Raw genomic sequence first — 25,485 nt, forward strand, 5'->3', positions numbered from 1 at the left:
AGAGACCTATGAGATACCTGATATCGTTGGTGGTCTCCTGTGTGGTGGTGTTCTTTCTGTTTTTGGGAATGAACAAGCTGATCACACCGGATCATCGGGAGCTGGTTGAGAAGGATGACGTCGCCATGACCGATTTCATTCGCATCAAGCCCCAGGAGACCCTGCAAGAGAAGCAACGGGAGCTGCCGAAACCGCCGCCGCCGAACCGTCCGCCGCCCCCTCCAGAGATGGAGGTGGCCAGCACGGATCGGCCGCAGATGGAGAGCTCTCCCATGGACATGCCCAAGCTCGACATCCCGGTCAATATCGGTGGTGGCAACGCCCTCGGTGCCTACAGCACCGGCGGTGGTGGTGGCGGAGTGGGTGGCAACAACGGCGCCATTCCGCTGGCAACCTTCGAGCCCATGATGCCCCGCAAGGCGGCTCTGGCGGGTCTGGCCTCCGGCAAGGTGCTGGTGGAGTTCACCGTCACCGAGCGTGGTACCGTCAGCAACGTGCGGATCGTCAAGGAAGAGCCGCGCAGCTATGACCTCGGCAAAGAGGCGCGCAAAACCATCGCCAAGTGGACGTTCAAGCCGTCCATGGTGGATGGCAAGCCGCAAGCGAGCCGGATGCAGCAAGAAATCGAGTTTGCGGTCAACTAAGGAAGGTGGCGATGAACAAGTTACACAAGATGATCCTCGCCCCGGTCGCCATGGCGGTGCTGCTCAGCACCGCCAGTTGGGCCGCCGAGCAGCCGGCCCTGTCGGATCGGGCTTATCGGGCGGTCAACAAGGCGCAGGCGCTGATCACCGAGAAGAAATACGGCGAGGCCAATGCCAAGTTGCAAGATGCACTCTCCGGTGCGGGCGAGCGGGTCTACGACAAGGGGGTCATATTGCAGACTCTCGGTTTCGTGGCCGCCCAGCAGGAGAAATACGGTCAGGCGACCAAGTACTTTGCCGATGCCATCGCGACAGGCGGCCTGCCGCCACCGGTGGCCCAGCAGGTGCGCTACAACCTGGCCCAGCTCTATATGGCTGAGGGCAATTACCAGGGGTCGATCAAGACCATGAAGGAGTGGTTTGCCAACCAGGGCAAGGATGACAAGCCCAACTCCCATGCCTATATCACCCTGGCCAACGCCCACGTGCAGCTCAAGCAGTACCGTGACGCGATCCCTGCGGTGGATCAGGCGATCAAGCTCTCGGCAGGTAAAGCGCCGGAGTCCTGGTATCTGCTGAAGATGGGCGCTCACTACGAGCTGAAACAGTACAAACCGGCGACCGAGGTGTTGACCACCCTGGTCAATATGTTCCCGGAGAAGAAGAAGTACTGGACCCAGCTCTCGGCCATGCATATGCAGGCGGGTAACGATGGCAAGGCGCTGGCAGCGCTGGAGTCGGCCTACAACCTCGGCATGTTGACCGAGGCCGCCGAGCTGCAGCGGCTGGCCAACTACCTCGCCTTCACCGGCATTCCCCATCGCGCGGCACGGGTGATGGAGAAGGGGATGAAGGATGGGGTGATTGAGCAGAGCGCCAGCAACTACAAGACCCTCGCCAACTACTGGCATCAGGCCAAAGAGTTGGATCCAGCCATCGACACGTTGGCCAAGTCCTATCTGCTGGCTCCGAACGCCGAATTGCAGCTGAAAATGGCGCGCATGATGATTCAGAGCAAGCGCTATCAGGATCTGGTGGCGCTAGCCACCAAACCGGCGGCCAATGCCAATGGTGAACAGCGTGCGGATCTCAAGTTCCTGACCGGGGTCGCCTATTTTGAGCAACAGAAGCCGAAGGAGGCCCTCAACGCCTTCACCCAGGCGGCTCAGAATGGCAACGTCAGTGGTCGGGCATCCCCCTGGATCAGCTTCCTCAAGGAGCAGAGTGGCGCAGGGGAGGCGACCGTCCAGTAATTCCAATGACAACACCTGTAGTCCCTTTTATGGTTGCCTGGTGGCTCCATTAACCGCTCTTCGGAGCGGTTTTTTTATGTCGATGGCAGCAAGCACCAGCTGGTGGTCGATGCGCTGTTTCACCCTTTTTCACGCCAATAAGGCGCTACCGTCGACATTGGCTTATCTGCTTGGGTGTGACAGCCGTTCTGGCCTCTGCTTCCACCGTGACACCAGGTGGCGCAGCGCTGTGGTTGACGGGGGCGCGGGTGGCCCGTTGGCAGTAGATTGGTGCTGTTCATCTTTCTCTCAGCGGCGACTGGCTAGGGTAGCTTTTGCCCTGTTGATAAGAGTCACACCGCAAACGGCCACTTTTAACAAGAAAAGCAACATATCGAAGTTGAAATTTTGGCCGACTCAGGAAAGAATGCGCGCTCGGTTATTGGCGCAGTGGTGCAGGTTTACCCGCCACCGGCAGACCGAGGATGAGACGGCCCACGGCCCATTTGGTACAGGAAACCACACAGGAATTTTATGAATCCCCTTCGCACTGCCGCTTCGGCCCTTTTATGCACTTTTGCGCTGGTCAGCCAGCAGGCTGCCGCCGTCGAGTACCACCTGCCTGCGGCCAATAGCCGCCTGATCGGTGAAAACCAGCAATACGTGGTGCCTGCGGACAACCGTCCGCTGGAGCAGATCGCTGCTGACTTCCAGCTGGGTCTGACCAACATCATGGAAGCCAACCCGGGCGTTGATCCCTATCTGCCGAAGGCGGGTAGCACCCTGATCATCCCCCACCAGCTGATCCTGCCCAACGCACCCCGCGAAGGGATCGTCATCAACGTCGCCGAGATGCGTCTCTACTACTACCCGAAAGGGAAAAATGTGGTGGAAGTGCTGCCCATCGGCATCGGCCAGCTGGGGGTAAACACCCCGGAGAACTGGATCACCAAGGTAGAGCGCAAGCGCGCCAACCCGACCTGGACCCCGACCGAGAACATCCGTCGCCGCTATGCCGCTCAGGGCAAGACCCTGCCAGCAGTATGGCCAGCTGGCCCGGATAACCCCATGGGTCTGCACGCCCTCTACATCGGCAACCTTTACGCAATCCACGGCACCAACGCCACCTTCGGCATTGGCCTGCGAGTGAGCAGCGGTTGCGTCCGTCTGCGTGCCGATGACATCAAGTATCTGTTCGACAACGTGCCGGTCGGTACTCGTGTCCAGTTCGTCAACCAGCCGGTCAAGACCTCGGTCGAGCCGGATGGTGGTCGCTACATGGAAGTGCATGAGCCGCTGTCGCGCAACGAGGAGGAGTTCAACTCCACTGCCTCTGTGCCGCTTCCGATGACCCAGGCTACTACCCGCTTTATCGCCCATGTCGAGTCTGACTCCAACGTGGTCAAGCAGGTGCTGGAACAGCGTACCGGTATGCCGACCCGCCTCAATCCCTGATTGAGCTAGTTGGCAGTGCCGAGTGCACTGGCAGGATAAAGAAAACGGCGACCATCTGGTCGCCGTTTTTCTTGGCTCGATTCAGCCCTTTATCAGGACTGCGTTACTGCACACAGACTGGGCAGAAGGCGTAAGTGCCTTGCGGGTCGTTGAAGCGGGTCAGCGGATCCAGGCTGCGATTCATCTCCAGCAGAGCCTTGCCAAGCCCGGCAGGCAGCCAGCTTTGCAACTGCGGAGCCAGCACGCTGGCACTGCTGTCGAACAGCTGACGCAGGAACCTGTCTCTGGTGGACTCCTCCTGCTCGATGGGGGTCACTTGCCACTCTTTGAGGTTGGCCAGTTCGGCTGCGGCCTTGATGGCGTCATCCAGATTGCCGAACTCGTCCACCAGACCCAGGGCCTTGGCATCTTCACCAGTCCAGACACGACCTTCGGCCGCTTTTTCGGCCTCTTGCGGGCTCAGGCCGCGGCCCTTGCTGACCAGACCGATGAAGCGCTGGTAGGTATCTTCCACGCTCAGCTGGATGGCCTGACCGACGTGATCCGGCAGGGCGCGGGTTGGGCCGACGCCGACGTAATCTGTGGTGCCGACGCCGTCGGTATGCACCCCGAACTGGGCCAACGCCTTGTCGATGGTGGCGAACATGCCGAATACGCCGATGGAGCCGGTGAGGGTGGTGGGGGAGGCGAAGATCTTGTCCGCATCGGCGGAGATCCAGTAGCCACCGGAGGCGGCATAGCTGCCCATGGAGACCACTACCGGCTTGCCTGCCTGTTTCAGGGCCAGCAGCTCGGCGCGGATCTGCTCGGCGGCGAAGGCGCTGCCGCCGGGGCTGTCGACCCGCAGGACCACGGCTTTGACCTTGTCATCGCGGCGGGCATCGGCCAGCAGGTCGGAGAGGCTATCACCGCCTATGGTACCGGCAGGCTGGACGCCATCCATGATGGCGCCGCTTGCGACCACCAGACCCACCTCATCCTTGCCGCTCTGGGGATATTGTTCCGGAATGGCAGCCAGATACTCTTTCAGGCCGACCCCTTTCCAGCCGTGGTCGTCCGCTTCACCCACCTCTTTAATGACCGCCTGGGTCATCTCGTCGCGGGTGGCCAGCTGATCCACCAGCCCGTTGTCGAGGGCGTAGTTGGCGGCATTGCCACCGGCTTTGCGCAGCAGCTCGAGGAAGCGATCCTTGCCCGGCGCGACCGCATCGGGTTCGATCTCCCGCTGCTCGGCTACGTCAGCCACATAGGATTGCCACAGCTGATCCAGCCAGCGCTGGTTCGCTTCTTTGCTCTCGGGGGACATCTCGTCGCGGGTATAGGGTTCGACGAAGGATTTGTAGGTGCCGACCTTGAACACGTGCGGGGTGATATTGAGCTTCTCCAGCGCCGACTTGAAGTAGGTCTGGTAGACCCCAAGCCCCTCGATCACCACGGCGCCGCTCTGGTTGAGCAGCACGTGATCGGCGTGGGCCGCCAGCAAGTATTGGCCCTGAGTGTAGAAGTCGGCCATGGCGATCACCGGTTTGCCGCTCTCCCGGAAGGAGTCGATGGCACTCGCCACCTCCTGCAGTTTGGACAAGCTGGCGCCCTGCAATCCTTGCGGCTTGATCACCAGCGCCTTGATGCGCTCGTCATCCTTGGCGCTCTTGATGGCCCACAGCAGGTCGGAGAGGACGATCTCGCTCGGCTGCTCGTCGCTGCTGTCCATCTGGCGCAGCAGCTGTACGGTGGGATCGGTCTGGGAGCGTTGCTCCACCAGCACGCCGTTGAGATTGAGGGTCAGCGCTCCTTCGATGGGGGCCTCTGGTGCCTCTTTCTGGCTGACGCTGAAGACGATGACCAGCACTACGATGAGAAACAGCAGATTGACCAGCATCAGCCGGGTGAAATTGAGCAGGCGCCACAGGCTGCGGAACAACCAACCCAGACCTTTGAAAATAGACATAGTCGCGTTATCGCCCTGTTAATGGGTAGAGAAGGGTCATTATTAACCAGTTGCGGGCGAAATTGCCATTTCCGACTGGCGGATCCCGGCTATCTTCGTTCAGGGCACGGCTGTTCGCTGAAAAATTGTCCAAACATTTGTTTGAAAAAGGATTTTCGATTCTTTACTCTAGCTTCAGTTTGATAACAAAAAATTAACTGGAGGCCTCGTGAGTCTTTACCCTACTTTGCTGACCCCCCTTGACCTCGGTTTTACCCAGCTGCGCAACCGTGTGTTGATGGGCTCCATGCACACCGGTCTCGAAGAGGAGAAGGGCGGTTTTGACAAGCTGGCCGCCTTCTACGCCGAGCGGGCCCGCGGTGGCGTTGGCCTGATCGTCACCGGCGGCATTGCCCCCAACCTGCGCGGGCGGCTGGTGCCTCACGGTTCGCAGCTGAGCTTCCCCTGGCAGGTGAGCAAGCACAAGAAGGTGACCCGCGCCGTGCATCAGGAGGGGGGCAAGATAGCGCTGCAGATCCTCCATGCCGGTCGTTATGCCTACCATCCGTTCAGCTTGGCACCGAGCGCCCTCAAGGCCCCCATCTCCCCGTTCAAGCCGCGCGCCATGAGTGAGCGGCAGATCCGCGGCACCATTCGCGACTTCGCCGCAACCGCTGCGCTGGCAAAGGCGGCCGGTTATGACGGCGTCGAGGTGATGGGCTCGGAAGGCTATCTCATCAACCAGTTCATCTGTGAGCGCACCAACAAGCGCACCGATGGCTGGGGCGGCAGCAGCGAAAACCGGATGCGCTTCCCGGTGGAGATTGTTCGCGCCATCCGCGAGCGGGTCGGCACCGACTTCATCATCATCTTCCGCCTCTCCATGCTGGATCTGGTGGAGCAGGGCTCGACCCTGGAAGAGGTGATTGCCCTTGGCAAAGCGCTGGAAGCGGTGGGGGTGACGCTGATCAATACCGGCATCGGCTGGCACGAGGCGCGTATTCCCACCATCGCCACCAGCGTGCCGCGTGGTGCCTTCAGCTGGGTGACCGCCGAGCTGAAAAAGCACCTCAAGGTGCCACTCATCACCACCAACCGGATCAACACTCCGGAGGTGGCCGAGCGGATTCTGGCAGGCGGCGAGGCGGACATGGTCTCCATGGCGCGCCCCTTCCTGGCGGATCCCGAGTTTGTCATCAAGGCGGCCGAGAACCGGGCGGACGAGATCAACACCTGCATCGCCTGCAACCAGGCCTGCCTTGATCATGTGTTCAAGCAGAAGCGCGCCTCCTGTCTGGTTAATCCCCGCGCCTGTTTCGAGACCGAATTGACGTTTGGTCGCGTGCCCCAGCCCAAGAAGCTGGCGGTGGTGGGGGCGGGCCCGGCCGGGCTGGCGTTTGCCTGCTACGCTGCCGAGCGCGGTCATCAGGTGAGCCTGTTCGATCAGGCCAGCGAAATTGGCGGCCAGTTTAATTTCGCCAAGCAGATCCCCGGCAAGGAGGAGTTTCATGAGACCCTGCGCTATTTCGCCAAACGGCTGGAGAAGTGCGGCGTCGAGCTCTATCTCGGCCAGCGCCAGAGCGCCGAGAGCCTGCTCGGCGGCGGTTTTGACGAGGTGATCCTCGCCACCGGTATCCGCCCGCGCTCTCCAAATATTCCGGGAATTGAGCATCCCAAGGTGATGAACTACCTCGATGTATTGCGGGATCACAAACCGGTCGGCCAGAAGGTGGCGGTGATCGGTGCCGGCGGCATCGGCTTCGATGTAGCCGAATTCCTTGTGGAGAAGAAGGTGGAGATGGATGCCAACGGCCATCGTGATCACTGGCTCAAGGAGTGGGGCATCGACAAGCAACTCGACCAGCGTGGCGGCCTGATCGTCCCCGAGATCGACGCCCCCGAGCGCCAGGTCTGGCTGCTTCAGCGCAAGGAGAGCAAGGTGGGTGACGGCCTTGGCAAGACCACCGGCTGGATCCACCGTACCGTGCTCAAAAACCGCAAGGTGCAGATGCTCTCCGGGGTGCAATATCTGGGGATCGATGACGAGGGCTTGCACATTCAGGTGGGCGAGACCAAACAGTGTCTGCCGGTGGATCAGGTGATCATCTGCGCCGGGCAAGAGCCCCTCAAGGAGCTGCAAGCCGGGTTGCAGGCGGCGGGCAAGCCGGTGCATATCATCGGCGGCGCCGACGTGGCGGCCGAGCTGGATGCCAAGCGCGCCATCCGGCAAGGGGCCGAGCTGGCTGCCGTCATCTAGCTAGCGGTGCCTTCTTGCCCTTTATAGTGCGATAAACCCCTGAGCCTCAGGGGTTTTCTTCATTCGGTGCTGTGCTAAGGTAGCGCCATCATTGCCCCAGAGAAGGAATTGCCCATGGATGCCCTCACCCTGTTGCTCAACCGCCACTCCTGTGGCCGTCTCGCCGATCCCGCCCCGAGCGGTGAGGTGCTCGACAATATCCTCAAGGCGGGTCTGCGCGCGCCGGATCACGGCACCCTGACTCCTTGGCAGTTCATTCTGTTTGAAGGGGAGGGTCGTGAACGGTTGGGTAACCTGCTGGCCGAGGCAGCTCGCGCCCGTGGCGAGGATGACGATAGCGTCAAGAAGTGCAGTGAAGCGCCGCTGCGCGCCCCCTTGGTGGTAGCGGTGGCAACCCGTTATCAGGATCACCCTAAGGTGCCGAAGCTGGAGCAGGAGCTCTCTGCCGGTTGCGCCCTGATGGCAATGCAGATGGCGGCGCAGGCGCAGGGCTTCAACGGTATCTGGCGATCCGGCTGGTTTATCTTCGATGAGCAGATCAACAAGGGATTGGGATTAGCTGCAGAGGATCAGCTGGTGGGCTTCCTCTACCTCGGCACCCCCATGCTGGAAGCGCGCAAACTGCGCGAACTGCCGCTCGATGTGTTTGTCCGCCGTTTCTGACTCGTCGGTCACGTTTGGTTGAGAAAAGCAAAGCCTCGAGAAATCGGGGCTTTGCTGTTTAACCGTGAATAGTAACCAGAGTGGTTGGGGAAAATAAATGGGTCAAACGGGCTTCGCGCGCCGTAGCAGGTAATTATTTAAATAGTGCGATGTACCTCGCAATCCTGTTGTATTTCACTACGTAAAACGTTTGCGCATTCGTTAATATCTCCCTCGCCAGTTTAGAAGGGTATCCCTTCTAATTTTTCTGCGATGAGAGTCGCAATTCCGTAGCACCTTTTAACAGCCCAACGTCTTCGTGACATTGGGCTTTATTTTTTTATGGGGTGTCAGGGCAGTAGGTGACCTGATGGCGGTATTGGCATGCAGCCCGGTTGGGCACCTTATGCCCTGTTTTTGGCGGGCAGGATCCGGGCCGGATTACCCGCTACTCTGACCCCAGGCGGTACATCTCTGGTAACGACAGCACCGGCCCCGACGATCGCCTCCCGACCTATGGTGACGCCGGGCAGCAAGATGGCGCCGCCCCCAATCCAGACCTTGTCTTCAATGGTGACCGGCAGCGCCGTCTCAGCTCCCAGAATCCGTTCATCGGCCTCCAGTGCATGGGCTGCGGTATAGATCTGCACGTTTGGCCCAATCATCACGTTGGCGCCGATGCGGATGGGGGCATTGTCCAGCAGGGTCGCCCCCATATTGATGTAGGAGTCCTTGCCAAGCTGGATGTGGCGACCATAGGTGCAGTAGAGGGGCGGGCAGATAAAGGCATTCTCTGCCAGCTCGCCAACCAGATCCGCCAGCAGTGCCCGCTGCTCTGCTTCCTCTTCCGCCTGATTGAAACGGCGATAGCGCCGTGCCGCCTCCCGACGCAGCAGCATCAGCTCGGGCGCCATGCAGTTGTAAGGTTGGCTGCTGATCATCTTCTGGTATTCGCTCATGGCAGGGCCTCAATGATGTGGAAGAACGATGTTAAGCCCTCATTGGCCAGATAAGCGTGAACCGTCCCCCAGAGTGCGCAAGGGGAGAAACAACAAGAGCACCCTCAGGTGCTCTTGTTTGATAGCGGTAATTGCTTGCTGCTCTCGTAGCGGCCCGCGCTTAGCCGTGCTTGCGGCCGGAGAGGCGGCACCACTCCTCCTTGACGGCGGTCGGGTCCATGTCGAACCACTGGCCATAGATGGTTTCCAGCTCCGGTGCCTGGCTCTCCAGTACGCCGGAGAGGGCCATCAGGCTGCCCGCTTTGCCGTGACCAGCAATGAGTGGTGCCAGTTCGCGCAGCGGGCCAGCCAGGATGTTGGCGACCACCACGTCTGCTTCGACATCTTGCGGTTGGTCGGCAGGCAGGTAGAGTTCAATCTGGCCCGCAACACCGTTACGCTCGGCGTTGTCGCGGCTGGCCTGGATGGCTTGCGGGTCGATGTCGATGCCGATGACGCGGGCAGCGCCCAGTTTCAGGGCGGCGATGCCGAGAATGCCGGAGCCACAGCCAAAGTCGACCACGGTTTTACCGGTCAGATCCAGCCCGTCCAGCCACTGCAGGCAGAGGGCTGTGGTGGGGTGGGTACCGGTACCGAAGGCCAGACCCGGATCCAGCATGACGTTGACCGCATCGGGGTTCGGCACATCGCGCCAGCTCGGGCAGATCCACAGGCGCTCGCCAAACTGCATGGGGTGGAAGTGATCCATCCACTCGCGCACCCAGTCTTTGTCTTCCAGCTGCTCGACCTTATAGCCGACGTCTTCACCGAAGATTTGCTGGAAGAAGGCGATGGTGGGGGCTGGATCGGTTTCGGCATCGAACAGACCCATTACTTCGGTCTCACCCCAGAGCGGCGTTTCACCGGGCAGCGGCTCATAGACAGGGACATCCTGGGCATCCATAAAGGTCACAGCCTGGGCTCCACGCCCCAGCAGCATGTTGCTCACCTTGTCTGCGGTCTTGGCAGTGGCGTTGATTCGAATTTGTATCCAGGGCATGGCGTCGACTCTTCATAAATGTGAAACCGCGAGATTCTACCATCATGGGGCAGTGCTGTCGTGGTTTGCCCATGAAGTGGGGGGATATGGGGGCTTTTGCCGGATTGGCACGGTTCCTGTATTGCTCTATGGAGGCGAAGACGACCGGTTTTCGCTGAACGCTTTGCTCAAGTTCCGTCATCTTTCACTGCCACCCTCGGGTGGCATTTTTTTATCTGCACTTGTTTGCCTGGTAAAAAGTCTGCCAGACAAAAAAAGAGCAAGGTCGACACCTTGCTCAAGGACGGGCTGGCGCCGTTTTGGCGCATTCATGCTGCTGTTGGCACGCCAGATGCAAAGACTAGATTGTCCTGCATAAGGATATGTGTGTGATTGTTACCCCAATGTTCAGGTATTCAGGCCATTTCTCGCGAAATGGCCTCTTTTTTGGCTGAATTGTTGGACGTTGGCCTGCCACTGGCTGGCATGAGTGCCGGTTGCTGTGCCCGTTTGGGGCATCTCCTTGGTGAACTTATCCCATCATGGTGCGTTTGAGGGCTTAGTTCGCAAAGCCGTTCATGTCGATCACCAGCTTGCCTACCATGCGGCCCGCTTCCACCTCGGCATGGGCCTGAGCCAGCGTAACCGGGGTCAGCGAGGGTATGGTGCTGGTCAGAGTGGTCTGCAATACCCCTTCATCGACCAGTGCCGCCACCCGACCGAGCAGGTGGTGCTGCTCGATCATGTCCGGGGTCTGGAACAGGGAGCGGGTGAACATGAACTCCTGGCTGAAGGTGACGCTCTTGCTCTTGAGCAGGGAGAGATCCCACGGCTCGCTCGATTCGGCGATGGTACAGATATGGCCGAACGGGCGGATCAGCCCCGCCATGGTGGCCCAGTGCTCGGCAGTGGCGTTGGTGCAGAAGATGGCATCGACCTGAGTGATGCCAAGGGCGGTCAGATCGGCCTGCAACTTGTGGTGGTTCACTACCTGATGGGCGCCCATCTCAAGGCACCACTCGCGGCTCTCGGGGCGGGAGGCGGTAGCAATCACCTCCATACCGGTGAGCTGGCGAGCCAGCTGGATGGCGATGGAGCCCACGCCACCGGCGCCGCCGATGATCAGCAGTTTGCCACGACTCTCGCGGGTGAGGGCGAAGCGCTCGAACAGGCTCTCCCAGGCGGTGATGGCGGTCAGCGGCAGGGCGGCGGCCTCCACATCGCTCAAGGTGGTGGGGGCGATCGCGGCGATGCGCTCATCCACCAGTTGCAGGGCGCTGTTGCTGCCGGGGCGGCTGATGTCACCGGCATACCAGACCCGGTCGCCCGCCTTGAACAGAGTGACTTCGTTGCCGGTGGCAATCACTTCCCCCACCGCATCCCAGCCCAGCACTCGGGGCGAGCTTTCAATTTTGGCCTTGGGGGAGCGCACCTTGGTATCCACCGGATTGACGGAGGTGGCGGTGATCCGCACCAGCAGATCCCGCGGGCCCGGGGTGGGGTCGGGCAGGTTGGCGGCGATAAAGCAGTCGGGGTGGTCGCTTGGCAGGTAGTGAGTCAGGGCAATGGCTTTCATGGTTATTCCTTTCAAATCGCTGTGTTCGGGATTGCCACTCACTCTAGTCTGGTTAATTATCAAGATTAAGATGGGTAATCGGTAAAGACTGTTTGAATATATGAACAATGTCGATCTGGAGTTGATGGGACTGTTCGCCACCGTGGTGGAGCAGGGGAGCTTTACTCGGGCCGCCGAGCTGCTCGGCATGCCCAAGTCGTCGGTGAGCCAGAAGATCTCGCGGCTCGAATCCCAGCTCGGGGTGCGGCTGTTGCAGCGCACCACCCGCAGGTTGAGCCTGACGCCGCAAGGGGAGCTCTATGTGGAGCACTGTCAGGGACTGCTGACACTGGCCCGTAGCGCCAATCTGGCGATGGCGCGGCTGCGCTCGGCCCCGGCTGGGCGGGTGCGGATCACCGCCCCCGAAGCGACCGGTACCTTGCTGCTTGGCAAGATCCTCGCCGAGTTTCGCGCCCTCTATCCCGAGGTGGTGCTGGAGCTCACCCTGAGCGATGAGCAGGAGGATCTGGTGGGGGAGGGTTACGATCTGGCGCTGCGGGCGGCACCGCTAAAAGACTCCAGCCTCATCTGTCGGCGCATCGGTCAGGTGGCGCGCCATCTGGTGGCAGCGCCCGCCTATCTGGCGGCCCACGGCATGCCGCAACAGCTGAGCGAGCTGGGCCGTTATGCCTGTCTGGTGCACTCGGCCATGCCGGTGTGGCCATTGCAGGAGGGGGGCTGGCGGCCGCAGGGGGCTTGTGTCAGCAACAGCTTGTTGGCGCTGCGGGAGATGGCGCTCTATGAAGGGGGAATTGCCCTGTTGCCCCACCATGTATGTGAAGGGGATTTGGCGGCGGGGCGGCTGCAGAAGGTGTTGCCGGATTACCCGATCCCGGCCAACCCGTTTTACTTGATCTATCCCAGTCGGGAGCATCTGGCCCCTGCGCTGCGTACCCTGATGGATTTTGTGGCCGAGCGGCTGCCGTTCGCCTGAGTTACCAGCAGCTTTCGCTGGCCGACTCCTGATTGGGTTTGAGGCCGAGGGGCACTGACTGGCGCTCCGCCAGCATGCGGATCTGCCCTTCGATCAGACTGGCGCTGGGACCCAGTACCAGCACCAGCTGGTGGTCGTTGAGCTCGATCCAGGAGAGGCAACCCAGCCCCAGCAGGCGGGATTGATCCACCAGCGAAATATCGCGCACCCGCAGGCTGAGGCGAGTCAGACAGACACTCATTGCTTGCAGGTTGTCCATCCCGCCCAGCACCTTGAGATACTGGATCGCCAGCATCTGCGGATCAGAGGGGGCCACGTTCGCCAGCCGTGGATGCTCTTTGGCAATGGGTTTACTCGGCATGCTGAGGGGGGCGCGCTCCAGCAGCTGATAGAACAGCAAGGTGTAGGCGACGAAGAACAGGATGCCGACCGGAATCAGCCAGAAGCTGCGCTCACCGTACTGATAGCTCAACACCAGATCGAGCAGACCGGCGGAGAAGTAGCTGCCGACCTTGATCCCCAACCCACTGCAGACCGCCAACGACAATCCGGTTAGCAAGGCGTGAGCGAGAAACAGCCAAGGGGCGGTGAAGGCGAACAGAAACTCGATGGGCTCGGTGATGCCCAGCAGTGCCGAGGTGAGCGCCAGGGTGAGCAGCAGTCCACCCTGTGGCAACCGCTGCATCCGTTGGCGGTGCAGCCAGATGGCAAAACAGGCGCCGGGCAGGCCGAACATGATGATGGGGTAGAGACCGGCCACATACCCTTCATGGAGCGGTTGGGCGGCTGCCAGTGCCTGCAGGTTGCTCTCGCCAAGGCCAATGACGCTACCCAATACCTGATGCAGTCCGAGCGGGATCAACAAGCGGTTGAGGGTGCCGTAGCAGAAGGCGCCAAACGGCGTGGTGAGCAGCTCGGAGGTGAGCAGGGTCAGCCCGCGCTCCAGTGGCGGCCACAGCAGCGAGAGGGGAATGGCGATCAGCAAGCAGGCCAGCGCCGAGATCAGCAGGCTGGGAAACTCCCCCTTGGCGATGTGCAGCCAGCGGGGCAGAGTTTGCTGGTGTACCCAGGGATAGATGATGGCGGTGGTGAGCCCCGCCAGCAGGCCGCAGATCATGTCGGCGTGCAGGTTGGGGGCCAGGGTATTGAAGGCGGTGCTGAGCAGCAGGAAGTTGACCGCACCCGCCAGTGTCTGTCCGCCCAGCTCCTGCCGACTCAGGCCAAAGGCGATCGCCACCGCATAGATAAGCGGCATCTGGCTGAAGATCGCCTGACCGGTGAGGGAGAGCACCGCCAAATCGAGTACGTCGGGTTGCCCAAGCCGGTAGATCAGCGCCGCCATCGGCAGGATGGAGACGGGCAGCAGCAGGGCATAACCGAGCCGCTGCAGGGCTTGGGTAACTATGTGTCGAGTGGCTTTTACGGGCATACAGCGGCAACTTTTTGTGACTTGGCGCACAGTTTACCCGTAAAACACCTCTTTGGGGATAGTATTGGAACCCTTAATTTATCTTTTTGTTATTTCTGCTCGAAAAGTTCCTGCACTTCCCGCGATGGCGGTGCCGTCAGCAGGCTTACCACGATAAAGACACCCAATCCCAAGCCCAGACTCGGCACTATGGCATGCAGGCCCGCCAGCTTGATCCCCCACTGGCTCAAGATGCCATAGCTGACGATGCCGCTAACCATGCTGGCCAGCGCGCCCGGGCCGTTGGCCCGCGACCAGTAGAGGCCAAGCACCAGCGGCCAGAGGAACACTGCCTGCAGACCGCCGAAGGCGAGCAGGTTGAGCCAGATGATCATGTCGGGCGGTTGCAGCGCCGCCAGCAGCACCAGAGTGCCGAGGATCAGGGTGCAGAGCAGGGAGAGGCGAGGGATGCGCACCTCAAGCTTTTCTTGCTTCGGATTGAGGTAGTTGAGGTAGAGATCCTTCACCAGAGTGGCGGAAGCCTGGATCAGCTGGGAATCGATGGTGGACATGATGGCCGCCATCGGCGCCGCCAGAAAGACTCCGGCCAGCCAGGGGGGCAGCACTTCCATCATCAGGGAGGGCATGATCTTGTCCGGGCTGTCCATACCCGGCAGGATGGCACGGCCCAGCGCACCGGCCAGATGCATGCCGAACATCAGCAGGGCGCTCACCACAGTGCCGATCAACATGCCACGATGGAGCGCCTTGCTGTCGCGATAACCAAAGCAGCGCAGCGCCGAGTGGGGCAACCCCACCACGCCGATACAGACCAGGATCCAGAAGCTCAGCATAAAGGGCTGAGTCAGCATGTCATCGGCCCCTTGCGGGCTGACCAGCTTGGGATCGATCTCTTTTAGCTGATGGATAAGATTGGGCAATCCATCCCCTGCAATCAGGATCCCTGCCAGCAGGGCACCGGTGCCAATCAGCATGATGATCCCCTGCAGGGCATCGGTCATCACCACCGCCCGAAAACCGCCGATGATGGTGTAGAGCAGCACGCAGCTGGCAAACAGCATCAGCCCGTGGTGGTAGGAGAGGCCAGTGGCGGTCTCCAGCAGGCGGGCACCGCCGATAAACTGCACCACCATAGTCGCGATAAAGGCCAGAATGATGGTGACGGAGCCGAGGATCACCACCGCCTTGCTCTGGTAACGGGCCCACAGCATGTCGTTGATGGTCACCGCATTGACCCGGCGGGCGATGATGGCGAACTTTTTACCCAGCACTCCCAGGGTGAGCCAGACGGTGGGCAGCTGGATCATCGCCAGCAACACCCAGCCCAGACCGATTTTGTAAGCCGCACCCGGCCCGCCGATAAAGGAGGAGGCCGAGGTGTAAGTGGCCACCAGGGTCATTGCCAGTACCAGCCCGCCCATGCTGCGGTTGCCGATGAAGTACTCCTGTACGAAGTTGCCTTCCGCCCGATGACGGCTGGCCCAAAAGCCCACTCCCAGCACCAGCACCAGATAGATAATCAGCGGCAGCATCAGCTCAAGATTCATGGGATGACACCTCGTTTTGGTGGGGCAGGGTATCGAGAGGGATCTCCACAAACAGCCGGTTCACCATCAGGGCGCACAGTACGATGAACAGCAACGGCATCACCATGCAGCTGAGCAGGAACCACAGTGGCAGCCCCCATAACTCCAGTTGGAGGGGGGTAAAATAGGCGGTGCCATACCAGGCAAAGAAGTAGAGCAGGGTCAGCAGCAGGCAGAAAGCGGCTTCCCGGCGGGCGAGAGCAAAACGGTTCACCTTGGCCTCCGACGAATTTGAGGGGCGCAAGGATAACAAAAAAGGGCCATGTCGCCATGGCCCTTTTTCAGCAGAGGCTCCTTGCGGAGCTGACTTCTATCGGAAGTCATTGTTCTGCGCTAGATCCTTACAGACCCAACTTATTGTGCAGTAGTGGGCGTTGGTACTGCCACCGTGCAATGTCATCGGGTCTCTATCAGCGATCCTTACAGACCTAACTTCTTGTGCAGGTAGTGGATATTGGTGCCACCGTGCTGGAAGTTTTCGTCTTTCATGATCTCTTTTTGCAGCGGTACGTTGGTCTTGATCCCTTCCACTACCAGTTCGTCCAGCGCATGACGCATGCGGGCGATGGCAATGTCACGATTCTCGCCGTAGCATATCAGCTTGCCGATCATCGAATCGTAGTAAGGCGGTACCTTGTAACCGGCATAGATATGGGAATCCCAACGCACACCCAGACCACCCGGCGCGTGGAAGCGCTGTACCAGACCCGGAGAGGGCATGAAGGTGGCCGGATCTTCGGCGTTGATCCGGCACTCGATGGCATGGCCATGAATGCGGATATCCTGCTGGGTGATCGACAGGGGCTGACCGGCAGCGATGCGCAGTTGCTCCTTGATGAGGTCGATACCGGTGACCATCTCGGTAACCGGATGCTCAACCTGAATACGGGTGTTCATTTCAATGAAATAGAACTCGCCGTTTTCGTACAGGAACTCGAAAGTACCCGCACCGCGGTAGCCGATCTCGACACAGGCACGTACGCAACGCTCACCGATGAACTTGCGCATTTCGGCAGTGATACCCGGCGCAGGTGCTTCTTCCACCACTTTCTGGTGGCGACGCTGCATGGAGCAGTCACGCTCGCCCAGATAGAGGGCATTGCCCTGGCCATCTGCCAACACCTGAATTTCGATGTGGCGCGGGTTTTCCAGGTACTTCTCCATGTAGACCATGTCGTTCTTGAAGAACTGGCCTGCTTCGGATTTGGTCAGAGCGATGGCCGCAGCCAGCTCGGCTTCGTTGCGCACTACGCGCATGCCGCGACCACCACCACCACCGGCGGCTTTGATGATCACCGGATAGCCGATGCGTTTGGCAACGGCAGCATTGTGCTTGGCATCGCTGTCAACCGGGCCGTCAGAGCCTGGTACGCAGGGTACACCCGCCTTCTTCATCGCTTCGATGGCAGAAACCTTGTCACCCATCAGGCGAATGGTCTCGGCACGGGGGCCGATGAAGACAAAACCGGATTTTTCGACCACTTCGGCGAAATCGGCGTTCTCGGAGAGGAAGCCGTAACCCGGGTGGATGGCCACGGCACCGGTTACCTCGGCGGCGGCGATGATCGCCGGAACATTGAGGTAGGAGTCGGTACTGGCCGGTTTGCCGATACAGATGGATTCGTCGGCCAGCAGCACATGTTTGAGCTCCCGGTCGGCGGTGGAGTGAACGGCCACTGTCTTGATCCCGAGCTCTTTACAAGCACGCAGGATCCGCAGGGCAATTTCACCGCGGTTGGCGATGACTACTTTGTCCAACATGGGTGGCAATTTCCCTTATTCGATAATGAACAGCGGCTCGTCAAATTCGACGGCCTGACCATTTTCAACCAGGATCGCTTTGATCACACCGGCCTTGTCAGACTCGATTTGGTTCATCATTTTCATGGCTTCGATGATGCACAGGGTATCACCGACGTTGACCTGTTGGCCCACTTCCGCGAATGGCTTGGCTTCCGGGCTGGAGGAGCGGTAGAAGGAACCAACCATTGGCGAGCGCATCAGGTGACCGCTCGGGGCGGCATCAGCGGCCGGTGCGGCGGCAGCAACAGGTGCGGCGGCAACCGGAGCGGCTTGCTGCATCATCATCTGCGGCATGGCGGTGGTCACCTGACCGGAGAAGTTGCGGCTGATGCGAACGGACTCTTCACCTTCGGAGATCTCCAGTTCGGCAATGCCGGACTCTTCAACCAGTTCAATCAGCTTCTTGATTTTGCGGATATCCATTAGCATTCTCTTTCTTCTTTATCTGATCAGTGATTAACAAGCCGCGCGCAGATGGTGCACGGCCGCGGTTAAAGCGAATTGGTAGCCATCGGCCCCCAGACCACAAATGACCCCTTTTGCGACATCAGACAGATAAGAGTGATGACGGAACGGCTCCCTGGCATGGACGTTTGACAGGTGAACCTCGATAAAAGGGATGGCAACTCCCAGCAGCGCATCGCGGATGGCGACGCTGGTGTGGGTGAAGGCGGCTGGATTGATAATGATAAAATCCACCTGGCCCATGGCCTGATGGATGCGGCTGACCAACTCATGTTCGGCGTTGGATTGCAGATGTTCCAGAGTGACACCGAGTTCGCTGGCGTTTAGCTTCAGATCGGCGACGATCTCATCGAGCGTCTTGCTGCCGTAGATGCCCGGTTCCCGTTTGCCCAGCAGATTCAGATTTGGCCCGTTGAGCAGGAGAATTCGGTGATTTTGCGACATATTGAGTACATCCTCGATGATAATGCTGCGATCTATCAGCTATCTTGTGGACTACCAGAAATCTAGCCATTTTCTGCGCAAATCGGTGTGCCCTGGCACACAGATTTCGCAATTATATTGATTTCGTGAAAATTAGCAGCATTTTACTGGTCTAATCTCTACATCTGCCTGTTTATTGCCCAATTCTGCTTGCTCTGCATATCCACGACAGCGTTTGCCTTTGCGGCTTCCTGAAAAGAGTAAAGCCGGCACAATGCCGGCTTTACTCAGTTGCAAAGGAAGCAGGATCAGGCCGCTTCCGACTTCTCGCGAATGAGTTTGTCCACGACGCCCGGATCCGCCAGAGTGGAGATATCCCCCAGACTGTCGGTCTCTCCGGTAGCAATCTTGCGCAGGATACGGCGCATGATCTTGCCGGAGCGGGTCTTCGGCAGCCCCTCGGCCCAGTGGATCACATCCGGGGTAGCGATGGCACCAATCTCTTTGCGCACCCACTCTTTTACCTCTTTGTGTAGCTCGCGGCTCGGCTCTTCACCGGAGATCAGGGTGACATAGGCATAGATCCCCTGACCCTTGATCTCGTGAGGCACCCCCACCACCGCCGCTTCGGCGATCTTGGGATGGGAGACCAGCGCCGATTCGATTTCGGCGGTCCCCATGCGGTGGCCGGAGACGTTCAGTACATCATCCACCCGACCGGTGATCCAGTAGTCGCCATCGGCGTCGCGACGGGCGCCGTCGCCAGTGAAATAGCGGCCGGGGAAGGTAGAAAAGTAAGTCTGCTCAAAGCGCTCGTGATCGCCGAACACGGTGCGCATTTGGCCCGGCCAGGAGTCGGTGATCACCAGGTTGCCCTCGGTGGCCCCTTCCAGCGGTTCGCCCATGTTGTCCACCAGCGCCGGTTGCACCCCGAAGAAGGGTTTGGTGGCTGAACCCGGTTTCAGGTCGGTCACGCCGGGCAGCGGGGTAATCAGGATGCCGCCGGTTTCGGTCTGCCACCAGGTATCGACGATGGGGCAGCGCTCGTCACCAATGGTGCGGTAGTACCACTCCCAGGCTTCCGGGTTGATGGGCTCGCCCACCGATCCCATGATGCGCAGGCTCTGGCGCGACGTGCCGGTGACCGCTTCGTTGCCTTTGGCCATCAGGGCGCGGATGGCGGTGGGGGCGGTATAGAGAATGGTGACCTGGTGCTTGTCTACCACCTGACTCATACGGTTGGTGGCCGGGTAGTTGGGCACCCCTTCGAACATGATGGTGGTAGCGCCGTTGGCCAGCGGGCCATAGACCAGATAGGAATGACCGGTAACCCAACCCACGTCGGCGGTACACCAGTAGATATCCTGCTCGTGGTAGTCGAACACATATTTGAAGGTGAGGGTGGCGTAGACCAGATAGCCGCCGGTGGTGTGCAGCACCCCTTTGGGTTTGCCGGTGGAGCCGGAGGTGTAGAGGATAAAAAGCGGATCTTCGGCGTTCATCGCTTCGGGCGGGCAGTCGCTGCTGACGGCAGCGGTCGCTTCATGCCACCAGATGTCGCGGTGGTTGTGCCAGGCGACATTGCCACCTGTGCGCTTGAGCACGATCACCTTGTTGACCTGGGTATCTGGGTTGGTGAGCGCTTCATCTACGTTTTTCTTCAGTGGCACCGGACGGCCGCCCCGCAGCCCCTCGTCGGCGGTGATCACGATGCGAGAGCCGGAGTCGATGATGCGGCCAGCCAGTGCTTCCGGCGAAAAACCGCCGAAGACTATGCTGTGTACCGCGCCGATACGGGTACAGGCCAGCATGGCAATGGCGGCTTCGGGCACCATGGGCATATAGAGGCAGACCACGTCGCCGCGGTGAACCCCTTGTGCTTTCAAGACGTTGGCGAACTTGCACACTTCGCTGTGCAGCTCGCGGTAAGTGAGTTTGCGATCTTCGGCCGGGTTGTCCCCTTCCCAGATGATGGCGACTTTGTCGCCCCGTTCGGCGAGATGGCGATCGAGACAGTTGGCCGAGACGTTGAGCTGGCCATCTTCAAACCATTTGATAGAGACATGGCCCGGATCGTAGGAGGTGTTTTTAACCTTGCTGTAGGGCTTGATCCAGTCGAGAATTTTTCCCTGTTCGCCCCAAAAGGTATCGGGATCCTCGATGGAGGCCTGATACATGGCGGCATAGTCGCCCTTGTCGAGCAGGGCGTTGTTGCTGATATGGGGCTTTACCGGGTAGACCTTGCTCTCGCTCATTGCTCACTCCTTTGCATACATTCCCTTAATGATTAAGTAACAACTTATACCTTTGGTTGATGGGGGCAATTAGACTTTTGGATAGGCGGCAACAGTTGGTTACAGGGCAAAGAGTGACAATTAATCAGTGAGCGGGTAAAAGGGGGCGTATTGATTAATTGGAGGTCATGATGTTTTCTCTGCTGCTCTGTGCATCCCTCTGGCAGTTTGATGCGCCAGTGCCGGCTGGCGAACCTGTGAAAGAGTTTGCGATCACCCATCAGGAGGCCTCACCCGCGCTGCGGGATCGGGTGGCCGATCAGCTTGGTCATGCATGGCAGGGCAAAGAGCCCGGCACCAGACTCACCTTCAGCGAGCCTGCCCCCCGTTATGCTGGCGAATCACCGCTGACGCGAATGCTCAATGACCGTGATGATGGTTGGGAATCCCGCTTGCAGATTGAGTGGTAATCCGCTTGGCAGCCATGAGGCGGATGCCTCCCGGCTGGTGATGATGATTGCCTGCCGCTATGAGACATAGCGCTGATGCAGGCGATCCCCCATATGTTCGACATGCAGTGGTTTGCTGAACAGATAACCCTGTCCTTCGCCGCAGTTGAGAGACTGCAAGAAGGCATGCTGTGCCCGGGTTTCAATCCCCTCGGCGGTGACCTCAATATCCAGACTGTCGGCCAGATTGATGATGGTGCGACAGAGCTCCCGACTGTTCTTGTCTTCCGGCAATGCCTGCACAAAGGCCCGGTCGATCTTGATGCGATCAATCGGCAGGGTCTTGAGCAGACTAAGTGACGAGAAGCCGGTGCCAAAGTCATCGATGGCAATCTGAACGCCGAGACTTTTCAGGCGGGTAAAGAGATCCAGACTCTGTTCGACCCGCTGGATAATGCTCTCTGTCACCTCGATCTCCAGCCGCTCTGGCGGAAATCCGGTCTCGTCCAAGATGGCGGCGACCCGCTCAACGTAGCCGGGGGAGCGCATCTCCCGCACCGACACATTGACCGACAAACGGGGCACCGGCAGTCCGGCGGTCAGCCAGTTTTGCCCCTGCTCGCAGGCATTGCGCATCACCCACTCGCCAATCTTCTCGATCAGGCCGCACTCCTCCGCCACTGGAATAAAGCGGGTCGGCGCTATCATCCCCTCACTCGGATGCTGCCAGCGCAGCAGGGCTTCCAGCCCGCTCAGGTGGCCGTTGGCCAGATTGGTCATGGGTTGATAGAAGATGCAGAGCTGTTCGAGCTCAAGGGCCTTGAGCAGTCCCTGCTCAATCTGCATCCGCTCGCGAGCCTGTGCCGCCATGCCGGGGTTATAGAACTGGAAGCCGTTGCGCCCCTGATTTTTCGCCTCATACATGGCGCTGTCGGCGGCGCTGACCAGGGTTTCCGGGCTATCTGCATGATCCGGATAGATGGCGATACCTATGCTCGCCGAGATAGCCACCAGTTCATGGGCCAGCTCAACCGGTTCACGCAACACGGTGAGCAGGGTATTAGCGAGGGTCGCCAGCTCGTCAGGTTCCTCCAGATAGGGGATCAGCACCAGAAACTCGTCGCCACCCAGGCGAGTCGCCAGATCATTGTGCTGCAGGCAGCCGCGGATCCGCTCTGCCAAGTGCTTGAGCAGCTCATCGCCGACTCCGTGGCCCAGACTGTCGTTGATCAGCTTGAAGCCATCCAGATCGATAAAGAGCAGCCCCAATCGTTTGTGATTGAGCTGCGCGGTTTTCAGCTCAAGGGCCAACCGCTCCTGCAACAGATGGCGATTGCCCAGCTCGGTCAGGGGATCGTGATAGGCAAGGTGATTCAGCTCGGCCTCCACCTTGCGAATGGCGCTGATGTCAGAGAGGGCGATCACATAGTGAGTGGTGTTGTTGAAGTTGTCATAGACAGCGCTGATCTGCTGCCAGGAGGAGAAGTAGCTGCCATCCTTGCGCAGGCAAACCATCTCGCCATGCCAGGCGTTGTTGCCGGGGCGCAGGTGATACCAGGGATAGTCGAGGTCGGTGTAGCGCCTGGGGTGCATGATGATATCCGGGGTGCGCCCTATCACCTCCTCGGCATTGTATTGGGTCAGCATGGTGAAGGCCGGGTTGACCGACAGAATATGGTGCTCGCTGTCGAGGATGATGATCCCCTCGGCCGTGGTATCGAATACCACGTTGGCCTGATGGAGTCGCTCCTCCTGACGACGGCGGGCGGTGGCATTGTGAATAACCCCCATGACCCGGTGGCCGACCGACTCTGTGGCGGGGACATGGTCGGCATGAATGTCGACCCAGTGCCGCTCTTTGAGAGCGGTGAGGTAGCTCAGGGTGAGATGGATGGGGTCATGGCTTTGCAGGGCGGCCTTGAGCTGGCTGCCTGATCCCGGTTCAAAGCAGTCGACGAACGCTTGCAGTCCGCCATGGAACTGGTTGGCCTCGATGCCAAGCAGGGGCTCAATCTGGCCGTCGAACAGCAATCTGTCCTCCGCCACGTGCCACTCCCACACACCGATTTGGGCTGCTCGCATTGCCAGCTGCAGCCGTTGTTCGGTTTCGTACTGCTCGGTGATGTCCCGCACGATGGCGAGGATGCCGTTCAGCTCCCCCTTCTCATCACGCATCGGGCTGTAGGTGGCCTGAAAGCGGCGGGAGCTGCTGTCGTACGCCGCCGTTTGACCGGTGATGGCGATATCCACATAGGGAATGCCGCTGCGCATGATCTGCTGAAACATGGGCTCCAGCGTCGGTGCCAGCTTGGGGACCACCTCTCTGAGGTGCTTGCCCTGATGCTCCTCGATGCTCTTGCCGTTGATGTCGGCCAGTACCTGATTGACTTTACGGTAGCGAAATTCGCGGTCAAAGACGCCGATGCCCAGAGGGGCGTTATCCATCAGCTGTGTCAGGACGGTGTGATCTGACAGCTGGGTCAAGATTGCCTCGGTGGCGGCGTTGAAAGGCTTCCCATCCATGATGACCTCGGCATTGATTGATTTATCACTTGCATCAATTGTCAGTATGGCACGAACTGTTTAGCAGGGAGTCAAGCGAAGTTATCTGGTTGTTATGTTGAATAAATGTTGCGCGATGTATCGGTTATCTGCTGCGTGCTGCCACAGAATCGCAGTATCAAAAAGACCCCACCGAAGCGGGGTCTGGTTTACTGCACAAACTGTGCGATGGAAGAGGGTTTAATCCCGATCCGGGGTCAGCACGGTCGGTTTGGAATCCGGCAGCATATCCGGATGATCCAGGTTGTAGTGGAGGCCGCGGGACTCCTTGCGCTGCAGGGCGCAGTTGACGATAAGCTCGGCCACCTGCAGCAGGTTGCGCAGCTCCAGCAGGTTGTTGGAGACGCGGAAATTGGCGTAGTACTCCTGCACCTCCTGCTTGAGCAGGTCGATGCGGCGCTTGGCGCGGGCCAGCCGCTTGTTGGTGCGCACTATCCCCACGTAGTCCCACATCATCAACCGCAGCTCGTGCCAGTTGTGCTGGATAACCACCAGTTCGTCGGAATCGTCCACCTTGCTCTCGTCCCACACCGGCAGGCGCGGCGGCTCCACGCTCATTGGCAGCTTGGCCAGAATGTCGGCTCCTGCCTGATGGGCATAGACCACGCATTCCAGCAGAGAGTTGGAGGCCATGCGGTTGGCGCCGTGCAGACCGGTATAGGTCACTTCGCCGATGGCGTAGAGGCCGGGAATATCGGTCTGGCCGTTGTTGTCGATCATCACGCCGCCACAGGTATAGTGGGCGGCTGGCACGATAGGCATCGGCTCCTTGGTGATATCGATGCCGACCGCGAGGCAGCGTTCATGGATGGTCGGGAAGTGCTTGATGATGAAATCGGCCGGTTTGTGGCTGATGTCCAGATACATGCAGTCGGCGCCGAGCCGCTTCATCTCGTGGTCGATGGCGCGGGCGACGATATCCCGCGGCGCCAGCTCGGCCCGCTCGTCAAACTCCGGCATAAAGCGGCTGCCGTCGGGGCGGCGCAGATAGGCGCCTTCCCCGCGCAGCGCTTCGGTCAGCAGGAAGTTGGGGTCATCGGGGTGAAACAGGCTGGTGGGGTGGAACTGGTTGAACTCCAGGTTCGCCACCCGGCAACCGGCCCGCCATGCCATGGCGATGCCATCGCCAGAGCTCACATCCGGGTTGGAGGTGTATTGGTAGACCTTGGAAGCGCCACCTGTGGCCAGCGCCACGAAACGGGCGCGGATGACTTCGACCTGCTCGGCGTTGCGGTTCCAGACGTAGGCACCCAGCACCTTGTTGCCCGGCAGATTGAGCTTGCGGGTGGTGATGAGATCGACAGCGTTGAAGCGCTCCATCAGCTGGATATTGGGGTGAGCACGGACCTGATCGATCAGGGTGAGCTGCACCGCCTTGCCGGTGGCGTCGGCCGCGTGGAAGATGCGGCGATGGCTGTGACCCCCTTCGCGGGTCAGGTGATAGTGGGATTCCCCATCGGCGTCCTGCTCTTGATCGAAGGGAACTCCCTGCTGGATCAGCCACTGGATGGATTCGCGGGCGTGGCGAGCGGTGAACTCCACCACGGCCGGATCACACAACCCTGCCCCGGCGTTGAGCGTGTCGCTCACATGGGATTCGATGCTGTCGGTTTCGTCGAAAACGGCAGCGATGCCTCCTTGCGCATAGAAAGTGGCCCCCTCACTGATGGGCCCCTTGCTCAGAACCAGGATTTTGGCGTGGTCTGCCAATCGCAACGCGAGGGACAGACCAGCGGCACCGCTGCCAATGATCAGTACATCGCAAAGGTATTCAACACTTGCTTTCATAAGTATCATTGGCCTGGATTAAGAACTGGCACCATGGTAGCCCAAGCGAGGGCGAGGATGCAG

Annotated in this window: 20 protein-coding genes; 7 read left to right on the plus strand and 13 right to left on the minus strand. The window is 59.8% G+C overall.

All coding sequences use genetic code 11. The features are described 5' to 3' along the window. Window positions 1–8: 8 nt before the first annotated feature. The 3 genes from CK911_RS00570 to CK911_RS00580 all read left to right on the plus strand — a co-directional run bounded on the left by CK911_RS00570 (window position 9) and on the right by CK911_RS00580 (window position 3,331). Window positions 9–644, plus strand: coding sequence for an energy transducer TonB (locus tag CK911_RS00570; RefSeq protein WP_042018090.1), 636 nt, complete (start codon window positions 9–11; stop codon window positions 642–644). A gap of 11 nt (window positions 645–655) precedes the next feature. Further along, window positions 656–1,897 (plus strand): lipopolysaccharide assembly protein LapB, encoded by a 1,242-nt coding sequence (locus tag CK911_RS00575; protein ID WP_098968631.1) that lies wholly within the window; start codon window positions 656–658, stop codon window positions 1,895–1,897. 513 nt (window positions 1,898–2,410) lie between these two features. Then, complete coding sequence (locus CK911_RS00580; protein WP_042018088.1) at window positions 2,411–3,331, plus strand: L,D-transpeptidase family protein; 921 nt, start codon at window positions 2,411–2,413, stop codon at window positions 3,329–3,331. Between the two features lie 103 nt (window positions 3,332–3,434). Here CK911_RS00580 and sppA read toward each other — a convergent pair whose 3' ends face one another. Beyond that, window positions 3,435–5,279 carry a signal peptide peptidase SppA gene (sppA, locus tag CK911_RS00585; protein WP_098968632.1) on the minus strand — a complete coding sequence of 615 codons (1,845 nt, stop codon included), beginning with the start codon at window positions 5,277–5,279 and terminating at the stop codon, window positions 3,435–3,437. A 208-nt stretch (window positions 5,280–5,487) separates the two neighbouring features. Here sppA and CK911_RS00590 point away from each other — a divergent pair, with 208 nt between their 5' ends. Then, window positions 5,488–7,515, plus strand: coding sequence for an NADPH-dependent 2,4-dienoyl-CoA reductase (locus CK911_RS00590; protein WP_098968633.1), 2,028 nt, complete (start codon window positions 5,488–5,490; stop codon window positions 7,513–7,515). A gap of 114 nt (window positions 7,516–7,629) precedes the next feature. Continuing rightward, window positions 7,630–8,178 (plus strand): NAD(P)H nitroreductase, encoded by a 549-nt coding sequence (locus CK911_RS00595; protein ID WP_098968634.1) that lies wholly within the window; start codon window positions 7,630–7,632, stop codon window positions 8,176–8,178. A gap of 383 nt (window positions 8,179–8,561) precedes the next feature. Here CK911_RS00595 and CK911_RS00600 read toward each other — a convergent pair whose 3' ends face one another. From CK911_RS00600 to CK911_RS00610, 3 genes are all read right to left on the minus strand, one after another. Beyond that, a complete protein-coding gene (locus CK911_RS00600; protein ID WP_098968635.1) occupies window positions 8,562–9,116 on the minus strand; it encodes a sugar O-acetyltransferase in 555 nt (184 codons plus the stop codon). A gap of 160 nt (window positions 9,117–9,276) precedes the next feature. Next, window positions 9,277–10,155: a 50S ribosomal protein L11 methyltransferase gene (prmA, locus tag CK911_RS00605; RefSeq protein WP_042866670.1), complete on the minus strand. Its 879-nt coding sequence runs from the start codon at window positions 10,153–10,155 to the stop codon at window positions 9,277–9,279. Window positions 10,156–10,693: 538 nt separating this feature from the next. Then, window positions 10,694–11,710, minus strand: a complete 1,017-nt coding sequence (locus CK911_RS00610; RefSeq protein ID WP_098968636.1) for a zinc-binding alcohol dehydrogenase family protein — start codon at window positions 11,708–11,710, stop codon at window positions 10,694–10,696. A gap of 100 nt (window positions 11,711–11,810) precedes the next feature. Here CK911_RS00610 and CK911_RS00615 point away from each other — a divergent pair, with 100 nt between their 5' ends. Further along, a complete protein-coding gene (locus tag CK911_RS00615; protein ID WP_162512007.1) occupies window positions 11,811–12,683 on the plus strand; it encodes a LysR family transcriptional regulator in 873 nt (290 codons plus the stop codon). 1 nt (window position 12,684) lies between these two features. Here the strand turns inward: CK911_RS00615 and CK911_RS00620 are convergent, their stop codons facing one another. From CK911_RS00620 to acs, 7 genes are all read right to left on the minus strand, one after another. Beyond that, window positions 12,685–14,112 (minus strand): PTS transporter subunit EIIC, encoded by a 1,428-nt coding sequence (locus CK911_RS00620; RefSeq protein ID WP_098968637.1) that lies wholly within the window; start codon window positions 14,110–14,112, stop codon window positions 12,685–12,687. 89 nt (window positions 14,113–14,201) lie between these two features. Next, window positions 14,202–15,659 (minus strand): sodium/pantothenate symporter, encoded by a 1,458-nt coding sequence (panF, locus tag CK911_RS00625; RefSeq protein ID WP_098968638.1) that lies wholly within the window; start codon window positions 15,657–15,659, stop codon window positions 14,202–14,204. Beyond that, complete coding sequence (locus CK911_RS00630) at window positions 15,649–15,912, minus strand: YhdT family protein (protein ID WP_098968639.1); 264 nt, start codon at window positions 15,910–15,912, stop codon at window positions 15,649–15,651. The genes panF and CK911_RS00630 overlap by 11 nt, the downstream gene beginning before the upstream one ends. 206 nt (window positions 15,913–16,118) lie before the next feature. Further along, window positions 16,119–17,459, minus strand: coding sequence for an acetyl-CoA carboxylase biotin carboxylase subunit (gene accC / locus CK911_RS00635; protein WP_042020951.1), 1,341 nt, complete (start codon window positions 17,457–17,459; stop codon window positions 16,119–16,121). Window positions 17,460–17,474: 15 nt separating this feature from the next. Further along, window positions 17,475–17,924: an acetyl-CoA carboxylase biotin carboxyl carrier protein gene (accB, locus tag CK911_RS00640; RefSeq protein ID WP_042020950.1), complete on the minus strand. Its 450-nt coding sequence runs from the start codon at window positions 17,922–17,924 to the stop codon at window positions 17,475–17,477. A gap of 33 nt (window positions 17,925–17,957) precedes the next feature. Beyond that, window positions 17,958–18,410, minus strand: a complete 453-nt coding sequence (gene aroQ / locus CK911_RS00645; RefSeq protein WP_042020948.1) for a type II 3-dehydroquinate dehydratase — start codon at window positions 18,408–18,410, stop codon at window positions 17,958–17,960. Window positions 18,411–18,697: 287 nt separating this feature from the next. Then, entirely contained in the window at window positions 18,698–20,644 is a 1,947-nt protein-coding gene (acs, locus tag CK911_RS00650) for an acetate--CoA ligase (protein WP_042020947.1), read from the minus strand. A gap of 167 nt (window positions 20,645–20,811) precedes the next feature. On the opposite strand from acs, the gene CK911_RS00655 reads away from it, so the two are divergent. Beyond that, complete coding sequence (locus CK911_RS00655) at window positions 20,812–21,093, plus strand: hypothetical protein (protein WP_253860358.1); 282 nt, start codon at window positions 20,812–20,814, stop codon at window positions 21,091–21,093. A gap of 57 nt (window positions 21,094–21,150) precedes the next feature. On the opposite strand, the gene CK911_RS00660 is transcribed toward CK911_RS00655, so the two are convergent. Together CK911_RS00660 and nadB are read right to left on the minus strand one after the other, a co-directional pair. Continuing rightward, window positions 21,151–23,595, minus strand: a complete 2,445-nt coding sequence (locus CK911_RS00660) for an EAL domain-containing protein (protein ID WP_098968641.1) — start codon at window positions 23,593–23,595, stop codon at window positions 21,151–21,153. A 219-nt stretch (window positions 23,596–23,814) separates the two neighbouring features. After that, window positions 23,815–25,422: an L-aspartate oxidase gene (nadB, locus tag CK911_RS00665; protein ID WP_098968642.1), complete on the minus strand. Its 1,608-nt coding sequence runs from the start codon at window positions 25,420–25,422 to the stop codon at window positions 23,815–23,817. Window positions 25,423–25,485: the final 63 nt, after the last annotated feature.

It is taken from the genome of Aeromonas sp. CU5 (genome assembly GCF_002586745.1).
GTDB classification, from domain to species: domain Bacteria; phylum Pseudomonadota; class Gammaproteobacteria; order Enterobacterales; family Aeromonadaceae; genus Aeromonas; species Aeromonas sobria.